Here is a 14737-nt window from a genome sequence, read left to right as displayed (position 1 = left end):
ATTCGGCCCGGGCCCCCCGCGAGCTCCGGCGCCGGTCAGCCCGGGCCAAGTGGGGCGTCAGACCGCCCGGGTCAAGAGCCCGCCGGCCTCGCGGCGGATGCTGCCGCCGAGTTCCAGCTCGGTGAGCGCGGGGCCGAACTCGCCCGCCGCGGCGCCGACATCGCGCAGGAGCTGGTCCTCCCCCAGGGGCGCGGCGGAGAGCTTTTCGAGGATCGCGGCATGGAGCGCTCGCGTCTCGCCCGAAGGGCGGGGGGCGGGGGCGGGCAGGGCGGCGATCTCTTCGCCGAGCGGCAGGGCGGGGGCGTCGGGGCGGAGGTCGAAGGCGGGCTCAAGGAGCGGGCCGAGCGCGGAGATCACGTCTTCGGCACTGCGGACGAGCGTCGCGCCGTCGCGCAGCAACATGTTGCAGCCCGAGGCCCGCGAATCGAGCGGATGGCCGGGGACGACCAGCACCTCCCGCCCCTGATCGAGCGCCGTGCGGGCGGTGATCAGCGAGCCGGAGCGCGCAGCGGCCTCGACCACGACGACGCCGAGCGCGAGGCCGGATACGATGCGGTTGCGCAAGGGGAAGTGCCGCGGCTGCGGCTGCAGGCCGAAGGGCTGCTCGGTGAGGATCAGCCCGCGTGCGGCAATGGCGCGGGCGAGGGCGGCGTTCTGAGTCGGGTAGAGCACGTCGGCGCCGCCCGCGAAGACGGCGATGGTGCTGCCTGCCGGGGGCTGGCTGGGGCCGGCCATGCGGCCCGCGCCTTCGCTGCCCCGGGGCCGCTCCTGCGACCCCGCCCCGGCGCCCTTGCCGGCCCCGAGCGCCGCCTCATGCGCGGCCGCGTCGATCCCCCGGGCGAGGCCCGAGACCACGGTGATCCCCGCCTCCGCCAGCTCGCCGGCGAGCCGCCGCGCCATGCGGAGCCCGAGGGAGGAGGCGTTGCGCGCGCCCACGAGCGCCACGGCGGGTCGGTTCGCGAACCGTATGTCGCCGAGCGCCCAGAGGAGCGGCGGGGCATCGGGGATGGTCATGAGCGCGGCGGGATAGTCCGGGGCGCCCCAGCACAGCAGGGCAGCCCCGGCGCGGCGCGCGGCTTTCAGCTCGGCGCGGGCAGGGCCCTCGGGGCAGATCTGATACTCCATGTCACCGGCGGCCCTGGCGAGAGCGGGGAGTTCCGTGAGTGCGGCCCTTGCGCTGCCATGCTGCCGGATCAGCCGATGGAATGTCTGCGGCCCGACGCGTCGGGAGCGCAACAGGCGAAGCCAGGACAGCCGTTCATCTTCCGTGGTGGGTGGGAGTGGGGGGTGAGTGGAAGAAGGGGTTTCCCCGGCCATCCTGACCTCGTCCTGTTGCAAGACAAGGATTAGGGTCACGAGGTTAACGAGTGATGAATTGAATCAAATTGTTTTTCTCAGATCTCGGGGCGTCTGAACTTCATCGTCCGGCGCCCTTGTCGCTTCAAGACGGGAGGGCCGGCGTCCCTATCTCGGTGAACTTGAACGAAAAGCTGTAGGCGCGCAGTGCTATTGTCGGGACAACGCGACTGGCGGAGATGGTCTTTGCATCGAAGTCCGGCGCGACGAGAAATCCGCGAATGTTGCTGTGATTCTCGTCGTCGACCAGATCGCCCATGTAGGCCATAAGCTGCGCCAGCGAGTCGCGCGTCGCCTTCACCGCCTTGAGTTCGATCACCACTGTGCGGCCTTCCGTATCTTGGGCGAGAATGTCGATGCGGCCTGACGCAACACTCCGTTCCGCCCCGCCGTCGATGATGGTCAGCCCGGGTTCGAGCTGGGTGATGTCTCGCCGAAGCGCCGCCTGCAGGTCGCGCTCGAGGGAAAAGGTCTGCCCCGGCTCCATTGCCCGATCAGGAGAGGCCAGACCCTCTTCTACCAAGGTGCCCCTGGCACTCTCGATCTCTACTTCCTGTCGGAAGCGAATGTATTTTGTAACGGCAGATTTGTAGGAGGAGAGACTGCTACGGAGGTCGCCATTGATCTCCAACCGTGAGGGGTTCGGTCGACCGAGCCTCGCATCGTCGGCACTGTAGGTGAGCTCGTCAGCGATGCCTTGCAACTCGTCCTTGTCGAAGTGCTCGTCCAGGTCGCCGTAGTGCGCCTCGACTCTTCGCAGGTCGCTGAGCTTGGTCTGAGCAGTGCTTCGGGAAGGAACTGCCTGCGCGAGCCAGTGAGGATAACTCAAATGCATCAAAGACCTCTTGGATAAAAATCTATCTGAGCTTTTCGTGCCGGACGCTAGCCCCCCACCGTCAACCCCCCGATCAGCAGGGACGGCTGGCCGACGCCCACCGGCACCCATTGCCCGGCCTTGCCGCAATTGCCGATGCCGGGGTCGAGCGCGAGGTCGTTGCCGATGCCGCGAATCTGCTTCAGGGCCGTCGCGCCGTCGCCGATCAGCGTCGCGCCCTTGATGGCGGCGCCCTTCTTGCCGTTCTTCACCCGATAGGCCTCGGTGCAGGAAAAGACGAACTTGCCGGAGGTGATGTCCACCTGTCCGCCGCCGAATCCCACCGCCCAGATGCCGTCTTTCAGGTCGCCGAGCAGCGCCCCGGGCTCCGAATCGCCGGCGAGCATGTAGGTGTTGGTCATCCGCGGCATGGGGATGTGGGCGAAGCTCTCGCGGCGGCCGTTGCCGGTCGGCGCCACGCCCATCAGCCGGGCGTTCTGGCGATCCTGCATGTAGCCGACGAGCCGTCCGTCCTCGATGAGGACGTTCTTGCCCGAGGGCGTGCCCTCGTCATCGACGGTCAGCGAGCCGCGGCGGCCCTCGATGGTGCCGTCGTCGAGCACGGTCACGCCCTTCGCGGCGACCTCCTGCCCCATGAGCCCGGCGAAGGCGGAGGAGCCCTTGCGGTTGAAATCGCCCTCCAGCCCGTGGCCGACGGCCTCGTGGAGGAGGATCCCCGGCCAGCCCGGCCCGAGGAGCACGTCGAGGACGCCCGCCGGCGCCGCCTCGGCCCCGAGGTTGACGAGCGCGATGCGGAGCGCCTCGTCGACATGCGGCTTCCAGGCGTCCGGCGCCATCAGGAGCTGGATCCCGTGCCGCCCGCCGCCGCCCGAATGGCCGCTCTCGCGGCGGCCGTTCTCTTCCACGATCACCTGCACGTTCAGCCGCGCCATGGGCCGGATGTCGGAGACCGCATGGCCCTCGGGCCGCAGGATCACCACCTCCTGATGGCTGGCGGCCATGGAGGCGGAGACCTGCACGACGCGGGAATCACGCTCGCGGGCATAGGCGTCGATCTCGCGGAGGAGGTCGACCTTCAGCCCGAAGCTCGCGCCGGTGATCGGGTTCTCGTCGCCGTAGAGCTTGCGGTTGGTGGCGGCGGGGGGCGGCGCCATGGTGCCGCCGCCGTCGCCCACGGCCAGCCGCGCCGTGGCGACGGCCCGGGCCAGCGCCCGCTCGGAGATCTCGGTCGAATGGGCATATCCCGCCACGTCGCCGCGCACGGCGCGCAGGCCGAACCCCTCCGTCGCATCGAAATTCGCCGTCTTGAGGCGCCCGTCGTCGAAGCCGAGCGCCTCGGTGGAGCGGCGCTCGAGGAAGAGCTCGCCATCATCGGCGCCGGCCACGGCCTCGCGCAGGCGGGCGAGCGCCTCGGCCTCGCCGATCAGCGTCTCGAAGGGGCGGAAGGGGGCGTCGGACATGGGGCTCTCCTCATCGGGGCCCGGGGCCGGGCCGGGCGGCATCTTCTGGGGCGGCATAATTGCCGGTCGCCCTTCTTGTTCTGACCGCAAGGATATGGGTATAGAGCGCCAAACCGCAATCGGCCGACCCCCGGAGGGCCCGCCGGCAGCGCATCACCACCCGCGCGCGAGCGCCAGAACCCCAGGGGACAAGATGCAAGGTTCCAGTCTCATCCGTCGCGGGCTCGCCGCTTTCGCCACCGCCGTCACCGGCCTTGTCGTGGCCGGCCAGGCCGCCGCGCAGAGCGCCGAGATGCAGGAGCTGCTCTCCGGCCTGCCCGTCGTCGGGCACCCCGAAGACCGCGCCATCGGCTTCCAGCCGGCCGCGACCGAGCTCGCCCGCGACATTCACTGGCTCGACACGATGCTGCTGTGGATCATCTCCGGCATCGTGGTCTTCGTGCTGCTGCTCCTGGCCTTCGTGATCGTCCGCTACAACCGCCGGATGCACCCCGAGCCGAAGCGCTTCACGCATAACTCGCCGCTCGAGGTGGCCTGGACGATCGTGCCCATCGTCATCCTCGTCTTCATCGGCTCCTTCTCGCTGCCGGTGCTCTTCAAGCAGCAAACGATCCCGGACGGCGACATCCACATCAAGGTCACCGGCTACCAGTGGTACTGGGGCTATGAATATGTCGACGACGGCGTCTATTTCGACGCCTTCATGATCGGCTCCGGCAATGGCGCGCTGACGGAGGAGGTCTCGGCCGATCTCGCCTCCTACGGCTATTCCGACGATGACTTCCGCCTCGCGGCCGACAATGCCGTCGTCGTGCCGCTCGGCGCCACCGTGGTGATGACCGTCACCGGCGCCGACGTGATCCACTCCTGGGCCATGCCGGCCTTCGGCGTGAAGCAGGACGCGGTGCCCGGCCGGCTCGCGCAATTGTGGTTCCGGGCCGAGCGCCCCGGCGTGTATTTCGGCCAGTGCTCCGAGCTCTGCGGCAAGGATCACGCCTATATGCCGATCGTCGTGAAGGTCGTCGACCGGCAGACGTATGACGCCTGGCTCGCCATGGCGCAGGACGAGTTCCCGGTCTGAGGACCGGCGGGAGCGCCGCGGCCCTCCGCGGCGCCGACAAGGGTAGAGACGACATGCAGGATGCCAGCCTCACCGAGGGTGCTGCCGTCCCGGCGGAAGCCGGGCTCGGCGACTACTTCCAGCTGCTGAAGCCGCGGGTGATGTCGCTCGTCGTCTTCACGGCGCTGGTCGGGCTGCTTGTCGCGCCGGGCGGCGTGCATCCCTACATCGCCTTCGTGGCGGTCCTGTGCATCGCGGTCGGCGCTGGCGCCTCGGGCGCGCTGAACATGTGGTGGGACAGCGACATCGACATCAAGATGCGCCGCACCCGCTCGCGCCCCATCCCGGGCGGCCGCGTCCGCCGGGAAGAGGCGCTGGGCCTCGGGCTGGCGCTCTCGGGCTTCGCCGTGGTGCTGCTCTGGCTGGCGACGAACCTGCTGGCCGCGGGGCTCCTCGCCTTCACGATCTTCTTCTATGCGGTCATCTATTCGATGATCCTGAAGCGGCGCACGCCGCAGAACATCGTCATCGGCGGCGCCGCCGGGGCCTTCCCGCCGATGATCGGCTGGGCGGTGGTGACGGGCGGGGTGAGCCTCGAATCGGTGCTGATGTTCCTTCTCATCTTCATGTGGACGCCGCCGCATTTCTGGGCGCTGGCGCTCTTCGTGAAGTCCGACTACGGCGATGCCGGCGTGCCGATGCTGACCGAGACGCATGGCCGCGCCGCCACCCGCCGCCAGATCCTCGCCTATACGCTGCCGCTCGTCGCCGTCTCGCTCGGGATTGGCTTCACCTCCATCGGCGGCTGGATCTACCTCGCCGCGGCGCTGGCGCTCGACATCTGGTTCGCGCTCGGCGTCCTCGCCATCGCGCGCCGGAGCGAGGCGGAGGCGGAGGCGGACAGCTACGCCACCGAGAAGCGGGTCTTCATGGTGTCGCTCTGGTATCTCTTCGGCCATTTCGGCGCCCTTCTTGCACAATCGGCGCTCAGCGCCTTCTGGGGGTCCTGATGGCCATCCGCGTCGAACACGAGCTTCACCGCCGCCGCTCCGGGCGGAACTGGGGGCTGCTCATCATCCTCATCGCCTTCGTCGGGCTGGTCTTCGGGCTGACCGTGGTGAAGGTGACGCGGCTCGGCGATGCCCGGGCCTTCGAGAGCTTCGACCATGTCGCCAATCCGGCGCTGGTCCCACAGGAGGAGGAGGGCGCGCGCCAATGAAGATGACCCCCGGAAAGATGGCCCTCAGCCTCGTCGGCGTCGCCATCGTCATGGTCGGCTTTTCCTTCGCCGCCGTCCCGTTCTACTCGTGGTTCTGCCGCGTCACCGGCTTCGGCGGCGAGACCGGCGTGGCAACCGCCGGCTCGGACGAGATCCTCGACCGCACCATGACCATCCGCTTCGACGCCTCGCTCGACCGCGACATGCCCTGGACCTTCCGCCCCGCCCAGCGGGAGATGGAAGTGCGCATCGGCGAGACGGCCCTGGCCTTCTTCGAGGCGTCGAACCCGACCGACCGGCCGGTGGCCGGCCAGGCGGCCTACAACGTCACGCCCTACGAGGCGGGCGGCTATTTCGACAAGATCGAGTGCTTCTGCTTCACCGAGCAGGTGCTCCAGCCGGGCGAGACGGTGATGATGCCCGTGTCGTTCTTCGTCGACCCGGAGATCACCCGCGACCGCGACGCGAGCGGCACGACGACGATCACCCTAGGCTATACCTTCTACGAGATCGACCTGCCGGAGGAGTATGCCTCCCTGGCCCCGCAAGCCCAGCCGGGGGCTTTGACAGCCCCTCTTGAAGGCGCCATAGACACCTATTGAAGAACCACCCGAGGGACGGCGACAATGGCCCATGCCAAGAACCATGATTACCACATCCTGAACCCGTCCATCTGGCCGCTGACCGGGGCGGTCTCGGCCTTCGTCATGCTCTTCGGCGCCGTCCTGTGGATGCATGACTCGGGCCCCTACATGTTCCTCATCGGCTTCGTGGGTGTGCTCTACACCATGTATGCCTGGTGGTCCGACACGGTGGCCGAGGGCGAGAGCGGGGTGGATTACACGCCCGTCGTGCGCATCGGCCTGCGCTACGGCTTCATCCTCTTCATCATGTCCGAGGTCATGTTCTTCTCGGCCTGGTTCTGGGTCTTCTTCAAGAACGCCCTCTACCCGATGGGCCCCGAGAGCCCGATGGTCGATGGCCAGTGGCCGCCGGCGGGGATCGAGACCTTCGACCCCTGGCACCTGCCGCTGATCAACACGCTCGTGCTCCTGTGCTCCGGCGCCGCGGCCACCTGGGCCCACCATGCGCTGACGCATGAGAACAACCGCAAGGACCTGAAGGCCGGGCTCTGGCTCGCCGTGCTTCTCGGCATGCTCTTCACCGCCTTCCAGATCTACGAATACAGCCACGCCGCCTTCGGCTTCTCCGGCAATATCTACGGGGCGACCTTCTTCATGGCGACGGGCTTCCACGGCTTCCACGTGGTGATCGGCACGATCTTCCTCGCCGTCTGCCTGTTCCGCGCCTATCGCGGCCATTTCACGCCGGAGAACCATGTCGGCTTCGAGGCGGCCGAATGGTACTGGCACTTCGTCGATGTGGTCTGGCTGTTCCTGTTCTGCGCCGTCTACATCTGGGGCGGCTGACACCGGCCTGACAGCTAGCGGGGCGCGCGGGGGCAGGGCCTTCGCGCGCCCCTCGCTTTTTCCGGGAGGGCCGATGCGCCGCATCCTCGTTCCGCTGATCTTCGGTATCGTCGGCTGTGCCGTCCTGGTCTCGCTCGGGCTCTGGCAGCTGCGCCGCCTGGAGTGGAAGGAGGCCATCCTCGCCGAGATCGAGGCCCGCATCGCCGCGGAGCCGCTGGCGCTTGAGGCGGCGCTGGGCGCCCCCGACTATACCCCCGTCACACTCACCGGCCGGATCGAGGGCGACCCGCTGCGCTTCATCTATTCCGGCAGCGAGGAGGATCTTGTCGTCGCGGTGCAGACGGAGGAGGGCCGCCGCATCATGGTCGACCTCGGCCTCGCGCCCATGGGCGCCGCCGCGGCGCTGCCGGAGGGGCCGCTGACCATCGCCGGCAATCTCGACACGCCGGTCGGCAAGGGCACGCCGGCGCCCATGGTCCAGAACCCCTGGGCCGCCCGCAGCCCCGAGGGCATGGCAGAAGTGCTCGGCACCGGGCCGGTCTTCGTCGTCGCGCGCGAGGTCGCGCCGCCCCTCACCTTCGTCGCCCCTCTGCCGGTCACGACCGAGGGGATTGCCAACAACCATCTGGGCTATGCGATCCAGTGGTTCGGGATTGCCCTCGTCTGGGCGGGCATGAGCGTGTATCTCATCCGCCGCACCCTTCGATCCAAGGACTGACGCCCCATGCGCTACATCTCTACCCGCGGCCGCGCCCCCGCCCTCGGCTTCGAGGAGACGATGCTGACCGGCCTCGCCCGCGACGGCGGCCTCTACGTGCCCGAAGAGGTGCCCCAGTTCAGCGAGAGCGAGATCGCGGCGCTCGCTGGCCAGCCCTATGAGGAGGTGGCGCTGAGGGTCATCTCTCCCTTCGTGGGCGACGCCTTCACCAAGGGCGAGCTCATCCGGCTCATCGCGGCGGCCTATGGCGAATTCGCCCATGCCGCCCGCGCGCCGGTGAAGCAGCTCGGGCCGAAACACTTCCTCCTCGAGCTGTTCCACGGGCCGACGCTGGCCTTCAAGGACTTCGCCATGCAGCTCATCGGCCAGCTCATGCAGGCCTCGCTGGCGCGCTCGGGTAAAAGGATCACCATCGTCGGCGCCACCTCCGGCGATACCGGCTCGGCGGCCATCGAGGCCTTCAAGGGCCTCGCCAATGTCGATGTGTTCATCCTCTTCCCCGAGGGCCGGGTGTCAGAGGTGCAACGCCGGCAGATGACCACCGCCGGGGCCGACAACGTCCATGCCATCGCGCTCGAAGGCGATTTCGACACCTGTCAGGGCCGGCTGAAGGACCTTTTCAACGACCACGCCTTCCGCGACGAGGTGGGCCTCGCCGGGGTGAACTCGATCAACTGGGCGCGGGTCCTCGCGCAGGTCGTCTATTACTTCACCTCCGCCACGACGCTCGGCGCGCCCCATCGCGCGGTGGACTTCACCGTCCCCACCGGGAATTTCGGCGATATCTTCGCGGGCCATATCGCCCGGCGCATGGGGCTGCCCGTCGGCAAGCTCGTCATCGCCACAAACCAGAACGACATCCTCCACCGCACCCTCGCCACCGGCGAGCAGCGGCGCGAGGGCGTGGTGCCCTCGCATTCGCCCTCGATGGACATCCAGGTGTCGTCGAATTTCGAGCGCGTGCTCTTCGAGGCCTATGACGGCGACGGCACCGCCGTCACCGCGGCCATGGAGGGGCTCGCCAACGAGGGCGGCTATGCGCTGGGGCAGGGGGCCTGGGGCTTCCTCAAGGAGCGCTTCGCCTCGGGCCGCGCCAGCGAAGACGAGACGCTGCAGGCGATCTTCCGGGCGCAGCTCCTCACCGGCGAGGTGCTCTGCCCGCATTCGGCCGTGGCCTATCACGTCGCCGAGGATCACCTCGGGCGGAACCCCATGATCACCCTCGCCACCGCCCATCCGGCCAAGTTCCCCGACGCGGTGGAGAAGGCCATCGGCCTCCGCCCGCCCCTTCCCAGCCAGATGGCGGACCTGTATGACCGGCCGGAAACGGTGACGCCGATGGCGGACGACCTCGGCACCCTCAAAGCCTTCATCCGGGAGAGACGCCGCTCGTGACAGTCCAGGTTCATACGCTTTCCAACGGCCTGCGCGTCGCCACCGAAAAGATGCCCTCCATGCGCTCCGCCGCCATCGGCATCTGGGTGCAGGCCGGCGGCCGGCATGAACGCGAAGAGCAGAACGGCATCGCGCATTTCCTCGAGCACATGGCGTTCAAGGGCACCAAGACCCGCAGCGCGCTCGCCATCGCCGAGGCGATCGAGGACGTGGGCGGCTATATCAACGCCTATACGGGCCGCGAGATGACCGCCTATTACGCCCGCGTGCTGGAGGCCGACGTGCCGCTGGCGCTGGACGTGATCGCCGATATCCTGCGTAACCCCGCCTTCGACGATGCCGAGGTCGAGACCGAGCGCCACGTGATCCTGCAGGAGATCGGCCAGGCGCTCGACACGCCCGACGACATCATCTTCGACTGGCTGCAGGAGGTTGCCTATCCGGGCCAGTCCATCGGCCGCTCGATCCTCGGGCCCGCCGAGCGGGTCTCGGCCTTCTCGAAGGCCGACCTCCGCCGCTTCGTGGCCGAGCATTATCGCCCGGAGGAGATGCTCCTCTGCGCCGCCGGCGCCGTCGATCACGACGCCATCGTCGCCCAGGCGGAGGCGCTCTTCGGCGACCTGCCGGCCGATGGCGGGCAGGAGGCGGCGGCGCCCGCCAGCTTCGTCTCTGGCGAGCGGCGCGAGCTCAAGAGGCTCGAGCAGGTGCATTTCACGCTGGGGATCGAGGGGCCGCATTACCGCGACCCCAAGGTCTTCGCGGCGCAGGTCTATTCGATGGCGCTGGGCGGCGGTATGTCCTCGCGCCTCTTCCAGAAGGTGCGCGAGGAAAAGGGGCTCTGCTACACGATCTTCGCCCAGGCCGGCGCCTATGCCGACACCGGGATGCTGACGATCTATGCCGGGACCTCGGAGGAGGAGATCGCCCAGCTCGCCGAGCTGACGGTGGAGGAAATCCGCCGCTCGGCCGATGACATGAGCGAGGCGGAAGTGGCGCGCGCCAAGGCGCAGATCCTCGCCGGCATGATGATGGGGCTGGAAAGCCCGTCGAACCGCGCCGAGCGTCTGGCGCGGATGCTGCAGATCTGGGGCCGGGTGCCGACGCTGGAAGAGGCCGAGGCGCGCATCGCCGATGTGACACTGGCCGATGTGAAGGCCGAGGGCGGCCGGCTCGGCCAGGCCGGCATGGCCATGGCGCTCTACGGCCCCGCGGGGAAGGCGCCGGAGATGGAGACGCTCCGCCGGCGTCTTGCCCTCTGATGCTCGGCCCCCGCCGCCGGGTGCGGCTCGAGACCGAGCGCCTGACCCTGCGCCCTCCCGCCCATGCCGATTTCCGCGCCTGGACGAGTCTGAGGGCCGAAAGTGCGGCGTTCCTCAAGCCCTGGGAACCGACCTGGGCCGCGGATCACCTGACCCGCAAGAGCTTCACGAACCGCGTCTACTGGGCGCAGCGCTCGATCAATCAGGGTTCGGCCCTGCCGCTCTTCCTGATCCGGCGCGAGGATGACGCGCTCCTCGGCGCCATCACGCTCGACAACATCCGCCGGGGCCCGGCGCAGGCCGGTACGACCGGCTACTGGATCGGCGAGCCCTACCAGCGGCAGGGCTACATGCGCGAGGCGATCCGGGCGCTCGTGCACCACGCGTTCTCCGTCCTCGATCTCAGCCGCATCGAGGCGGGCTGCCTGCCGGAGAACGCGCCCTCGCGCGGGCTCCTCGAAAGCTGCGGCTACAAATACGAGGGTGTGGCGCAGAGCTATCTGCAGATCAACGGCCGCTGGCGGAACCACGTGCTCTACGCCAACCTGCGTAGCGACCGGCGCGGCAAGACCGGCGCCGGCTGAGCCGGACAGTCTTCGGGGACGGCTCTCGCCCCGGAACTCTCCGCTCTAAATCTGCCCCCCGCCCGTTCCGACCGGCTTGCCCCCGGGCGCCGGCGGTGCTTGGCTCCCGCCCATGTTGACCGATGCCTCCGATGCGCTGATCGCGCGGATCACCGACCGTCTCGGCCCCGATGCGGTTCGCGCCGACACGGGCCCCTATCACGAGGATCCGCGCGGCCGCTGGCGGGGGCGGGGCCCCGTGGTGGCGCCTCGCTCGACGGAGGAGGTGGCGGAGGTGGTGCGCCTGTGCGCCGAGGCGGGCGTCGGCATCGTGCCCTATGGCGGCGGCACGGGGCTCGTCGGCGGGCAGATCATGCCAGAGGGGCCGGTGCCGCTCGTCCTGTCGCTGGAGCGGATGCAGGCGATCCGGGCCGTCTACCCGGCCGAGAACGTGCTCATTGCCGAGGCCGGCTGCGTCTTGGCCGAGGTGCAGGCGGCGGCGGAGGCGGAGGGGCGGCTCTTTCCGCTTTCGCTCGCCTCGGAGGGCTCGGCGCGGATCGGCGGGCTCCTCGCGACCAACGCGGGGGGAATCAACGTCCTGCGCTGGGGCAATGCCCGCGCCCTCTGCCTCGGCATCGAGGCGGTGATGGCGGACGGCACGGTGCTGAATGCCCTCACGCGGCTGAGGAAGGACAACACCGGCTACGACCTGCGCGATCTCATCATCGGGTCAGAGGGCACGCTCGCTATCATCACCGCCGCGGCGCTGAAGCTCGTGCCGCGCCCGGCCGAGATCGGCACCGCGGCGCTGGCGGTACCGTCGCCCGAGGCGGCGCTGAAGCTCCTGGCGCTGGCACAGTCGCGCTCGGGCGAGGCGCTTTCCGCCTTCGAGCTGATCCACCGGCAGGGGCCGGATTTCCTGGAGGAGACGGGCTTCGACGTGACGCATCCCTTCGCCGAGACGCCGGAGTGGATGGTGCTCGCCGAGGTGGGCCTGCCGGTCGGCGGCGATGCCGAGACGCTGCTCGCCGGGCTCTACGAGGCGGCGGAGGCGGAGGGGCTCGTCACCGACGGAATCATCGCCTCGTCGGAGGCGCAGCGGCAGGCGCTCTGGTCCTTGCGCGAATCCATCCCCGAGGCGAACCGGCGCATCGGCGCCATCGCCAGCCATGACATCGCGCTGCCGCTGAGCGAGCTGCCGGGCTTTCTCGCCGAGGTTCCCGGCCGCCTGGCGGAGGTCGCGCCGGATCTGCGCGTCAATTGCTTCGGCCATCTGGGCGACGGCAATCTTCACTACAACCTATTCCCGCCAAAAGGAAAATCCCGCGATGCCTATCGCGATGTCGCGCCCGAGCTCTCGCGGATCGTTCACGATCTGACCGTCGCCCGCGGCGGCACGATCAGCGCCGAGCACGGCATCGGCCGGCTGAAACGCGACGACCTGGCGCGTTATGGCGATCCGGGTAAACTTGCCGCGATGTCGACGCTCAAACGGGCGCTCGACCCGCGGGGGCTGCTCAATCCCGGGGCGGTACTGCGCGAAAACTGACCGACATATCGAAGGTTGCCTCGTCAGACTGACGAGTGTTCCTGCAAAAGCGCAGCAAACCGGCAAAGCTCACGTGCAGGTCAGACTTTGCCGTCATGTCATTTTCAAAGGCTCTTGCACTTTTCTTCGGCAGGCCAAAGGATCGGGGTCATGGCGCGCGGCTCCCCGCGCGGCAGTCATTCACGACGCGTAGGAGACGGGACAAGCTCCGCGCGCTTCATTTGACAGGGAGACTTCAATGACAGTCAAAACCATTCTCAAGGGCGGCACCGCAGCCCTCGTCCTCGGCCTCGTCGGCACCGCCGGCATCGCCCAGGACGGCTCCAGCTTCACCATGCGCATGCTCGACGAAAGCCCGTCGATCGACCCGAGCCTCATCGAGGACGTCGGCGGGTCGGACATCGCTCGTCAGCTCTTCGAAGGCCTGATGAACCAGGATGCGGCCGGCGAAGTGATTCCCGGCGTCGCCACCGGCTACGAGATGTCGGACGACGGCCTGACCTATACCTTCACGCTGCGCCCCGAGGCCGTCTGGTCCGATGGCGAGCCGGTGAAGGCGTCGGACTTCGTCTATTCCTGGCAGCGCGCCGCCAACCCGGAAACGGCCTCCCCCTACGCCTGGTACATCGAGCTGATGTCGATCGAGAACGCCTCGGCCGTCATCGCCGGCGAGGTCGAGCCGTCCGAGCTGGGCGTCGAAGCCCCGGATGACCACACCTTCGTCGTGCACCTGACGCAGCCGCTGCCCTACTTCCCGCAGATGGTCACGCACACCACGACCTTCCCGGTACCGCAGCATGTCGTCGAAGAGTTCGGCTCCGACTGGGTGCAGCCGGGCAACATGGTCTCGAACGGCGCCTATGTGCTGACCGAGCGCGTCCCGCAGGAGCGTCTCGTCGCCGAGCGCAACGAGAACTACTGGGACAACGCCAACACCGAGATCGAAACGGTGACGTTCCTCATCATCAACGACGAGAACGTGGCGCTCACCCGCTACCTCGCCGGTGAGCTCGACCGCACCGAAGTGCCGACCGGCCAGTTCCCGGCTCTGTCCGAAGAATACCCGGATCAGGCGGTTTCCGTGCCGTCGCTCTGCACCTACTACTACAACTACAACCTGCGCGACACCGGGCCTGAATGGGCGCAGAACGCCGATGTCCGCAAGGCGCTGAGCCTCGCGATCGACCGCGACATCCTGGTCGAGAACGTGCTGCAGGCCGGCCAGATCCCGGCCTACACCTTCACGCCCGGCGCCACCGCCGGCTTCACGGTCCCCGAAGTGCCCTTCGCGTCGATGACGCAGGAAGAGCGCAACGAGATGGCCAAGGAGCTTCTGGCCGGTGCCGGCTACGGTGAAGGCGGCGAGCCGCTTTCGGTCGAGATCCTCTACAACACCTCCGAAGGCCACCGGTCGATCGCCGTCGCTGTCTCGCAGATGTGGGCGCAGAACCTCGGCATCGAAGCCACGCTCGCCAACATGGAATGGCAGACGTTCCTCGAAGAGCGCGGCAACGGCAACTTCGACATCTCGCGCGCCGGCTGGTGCGGGGACTACAACGAGGCCTCGACCTTCCTCGACCTGATGGACTCCAACTCGGGCTACAACGACGCCGCCTATGTGAACGCGGATGTCGATGCCCTGCTCGACGAGGCGAAGACGGCTGAAGACCCGCAGCCGCTCTACACCCAGATCGAGGAGATCGTCGCCGAGGACATGCCGGTGATCCCGCTCTATCACTACACGTCGGTGTTCATGCTGAACCCCGACATCGAGGGCTGGCCCTACGACAACGTCCAGGGCAACTTCTACGTCAAGGACTTCTCGCTGGCCTCGTCCGAGTGACACTCTGACATGACAACAGGGCACGCCCCGCTCCAGAACGGAGCGGGGCG

General features: G+C 68.3%; 14 protein-coding genes. 11 read left to right on the top strand and 3 right to left on the bottom strand.

Translation table 11 applies throughout. The annotated features are described in order from the left end of the window. Positions 1-57: 57 nt before the first annotated feature. The 3 genes from ACAZ03_RS13145 to tldD form a co-directional block, all read right to left on the bottom strand. Entirely contained in the window at positions 58-1317 is a 1260-nt protein-coding gene (locus ACAZ03_RS13145) for a DNA-processing protein DprA (RefSeq protein ID WP_373354243.1), read from the bottom strand. A gap of 124 nt (positions 1318-1441) precedes the next feature. Next, positions 1442-2191, bottom strand: a complete 750-nt coding sequence (locus ACAZ03_RS13140; RefSeq protein WP_373354241.1) for an endonuclease NucS domain-containing protein — start codon at positions 2189-2191, stop codon at positions 1442-1444. 47 nt (positions 2192-2238) lie between these two features. Beyond that, positions 2239-3651 (bottom strand): metalloprotease TldD, encoded by a 1413-nt coding sequence (gene tldD / locus ACAZ03_RS13135; RefSeq protein ID WP_373354239.1) that lies wholly within the window; start codon positions 3649-3651, stop codon positions 2239-2241. Between the two features lie 193 nt (positions 3652-3844). On the opposite strand from tldD, the gene coxB reads away from it, so the two are divergent. From coxB to ACAZ03_RS13080, 11 genes are all read left to right on the top strand, one after another. After that, on the top strand, positions 3845-4732 hold the full coding sequence (coxB, locus tag ACAZ03_RS13130; RefSeq protein ID WP_373354237.1) for a cytochrome c oxidase subunit II: 888 nt from the start codon (positions 3845-3847) through the stop codon (positions 4730-4732). Between the two features lie 53 nt (positions 4733-4785). Next, a complete protein-coding gene (locus tag ACAZ03_RS13125; protein ID WP_373354236.1) occupies positions 4786-5721 on the top strand; it encodes a heme o synthase in 936 nt (311 codons plus the stop codon). Beyond that, on the top strand, positions 5721-5930 hold the full coding sequence (locus tag ACAZ03_RS13120; protein WP_373354234.1) for a hypothetical protein: 210 nt from the start codon (positions 5721-5723) through the stop codon (positions 5928-5930). Before ACAZ03_RS13125 ends, ACAZ03_RS13120 begins: the two co-directional genes overlap by 1 nt. Further along, the gene (locus ACAZ03_RS13115) at positions 5927-6532 is read left to right on the top strand and encodes a cytochrome c oxidase assembly protein (RefSeq protein ID WP_373354233.1); all 606 of its coding nucleotides are present in this window, start codon (positions 5927-5929) and stop codon (positions 6530-6532) included. Before ACAZ03_RS13120 ends, ACAZ03_RS13115 begins: the two co-directional genes overlap by 4 nt. A 24-nt stretch (positions 6533-6556) precedes the next feature. After that, positions 6557-7360: a cytochrome c oxidase subunit 3 gene (locus ACAZ03_RS13110; protein WP_373354231.1), complete on the top strand. Its 804-nt coding sequence runs from the start codon at positions 6557-6559 to the stop codon at positions 7358-7360. Positions 7361-7433: 73 nt separating this feature from the next. Further along, positions 7434-8078 carry an SURF1 family protein gene (locus tag ACAZ03_RS13105; protein WP_373354229.1) on the top strand — a complete coding sequence of 215 codons (645 nt, stop codon included), beginning with the start codon at positions 7434-7436 and terminating at the stop codon, positions 8076-8078. 6 nt (positions 8079-8084) lie between these two features. Beyond that, positions 8085-9473 carry a threonine synthase gene (thrC, locus tag ACAZ03_RS13100; protein ID WP_373354227.1) on the top strand — a complete coding sequence of 463 codons (1389 nt, stop codon included), beginning with the start codon at positions 8085-8087 and terminating at the stop codon, positions 9471-9473. Next, positions 9470-10732 (top strand): M16 family metallopeptidase, encoded by a 1263-nt coding sequence (locus ACAZ03_RS13095; RefSeq protein WP_373354226.1) that lies wholly within the window; start codon positions 9470-9472, stop codon positions 10730-10732. The genes thrC and ACAZ03_RS13095 overlap by 4 nt, the downstream gene beginning before the upstream one ends. Next, positions 10732-11316 (top strand): GNAT family N-acetyltransferase, encoded by a 585-nt coding sequence (locus ACAZ03_RS13090; protein WP_373354224.1) that lies wholly within the window; start codon positions 10732-10734, stop codon positions 11314-11316. The genes ACAZ03_RS13095 and ACAZ03_RS13090 overlap by 1 nt, the downstream gene beginning before the upstream one ends. A gap of 112 nt (positions 11317-11428) precedes the next feature. Next, positions 11429-12844 (top strand): FAD-binding oxidoreductase, encoded by a 1416-nt coding sequence (locus ACAZ03_RS13085; protein WP_373354222.1) that lies wholly within the window; start codon positions 11429-11431, stop codon positions 12842-12844. Between the two features lie 238 nt (positions 12845-13082). Continuing rightward, complete coding sequence (locus tag ACAZ03_RS13080; RefSeq protein ID WP_373354220.1) at positions 13083-14687, top strand: peptide ABC transporter substrate-binding protein; 1605 nt, start codon at positions 13083-13085, stop codon at positions 14685-14687. The last annotated feature ends 50 nt before the right edge of the window (positions 14688-14737 follow it).

It is taken from the genome of Pseudoroseicyclus sp. CXY001 (assembly GCF_041714655.1).
Taxonomy (GTDB): Bacteria; Pseudomonadota; Alphaproteobacteria; order Rhodobacterales; family Rhodobacteraceae; genus Pseudoroseicyclus_A.
Note: the sequence above shows the minus strand (reverse complement) of the source record. Positions and strands in the feature narration are given on the sequence as shown.

Bases quoted from the DNA above. Each gene is read 5' to 3' on its own strand.
- ACAZ03_RS13080 (WP_373354220.1), top strand. From the start codon at position 13,083: ATGACAGTCAAAACCATTCTCAAGGGCGGCACCGCAGCCCTCGTCCTC.
- ACAZ03_RS13145 (WP_373354243.1), bottom strand. From the start codon at position 1,317: ATGGCCGGGGAAACCCCTTCTTCCACTCACCCCCCACTCCCACCCACC.
- ACAZ03_RS13120 (WP_373354234.1), top strand. From the start codon at position 5,721: ATGGCCATCCGCGTCGAACACGAGCTTCACCGCCGCCGCTCCGGGCGG.
- ACAZ03_RS13140 (WP_373354241.1), bottom strand. From the start codon at position 2,191: ATGCATTTGAGTTATCCTCACTGGCTCGCGCAGGCAGTTCCTTCCCGA.
- ACAZ03_RS13090 (WP_373354224.1), top strand. From the start codon at position 10,732: ATGCTCGGCCCCCGCCGCCGGGTGCGGCTCGAGACCGAGCGCCTGACC.
- thrC (WP_373354227.1), top strand. From the start codon at position 8,085: ATGCGCTACATCTCTACCCGCGGCCGCGCCCCCGCCCTCGGCTTCGAG.
- ACAZ03_RS13085 (WP_373354222.1), top strand. From the start codon at position 11,429: ATGTTGACCGATGCCTCCGATGCGCTGATCGCGCGGATCACCGACCGT.
- ACAZ03_RS13105 (WP_373354229.1), top strand. From the start codon at position 7,434: ATGCGCCGCATCCTCGTTCCGCTGATCTTCGGTATCGTCGGCTGTGCC.
- coxB (WP_373354237.1), top strand. From the start codon at position 3,845: ATGCAAGGTTCCAGTCTCATCCGTCGCGGGCTCGCCGCTTTCGCCACC.
- tldD (WP_373354239.1), bottom strand. From the start codon at position 3,651: ATGTCCGACGCCCCCTTCCGCCCCTTCGAGACGCTGATCGGCGAGGCC.
- ACAZ03_RS13110 (WP_373354231.1), top strand. From the start codon at position 6,557: ATGGCCCATGCCAAGAACCATGATTACCACATCCTGAACCCGTCCATC.
- ACAZ03_RS13125 (WP_373354236.1), top strand. From the start codon at position 4,786: ATGCAGGATGCCAGCCTCACCGAGGGTGCTGCCGTCCCGGCGGAAGCC.
- ACAZ03_RS13115 (WP_373354233.1), top strand. From the start codon at position 5,927: ATGAAGATGACCCCCGGAAAGATGGCCCTCAGCCTCGTCGGCGTCGCC.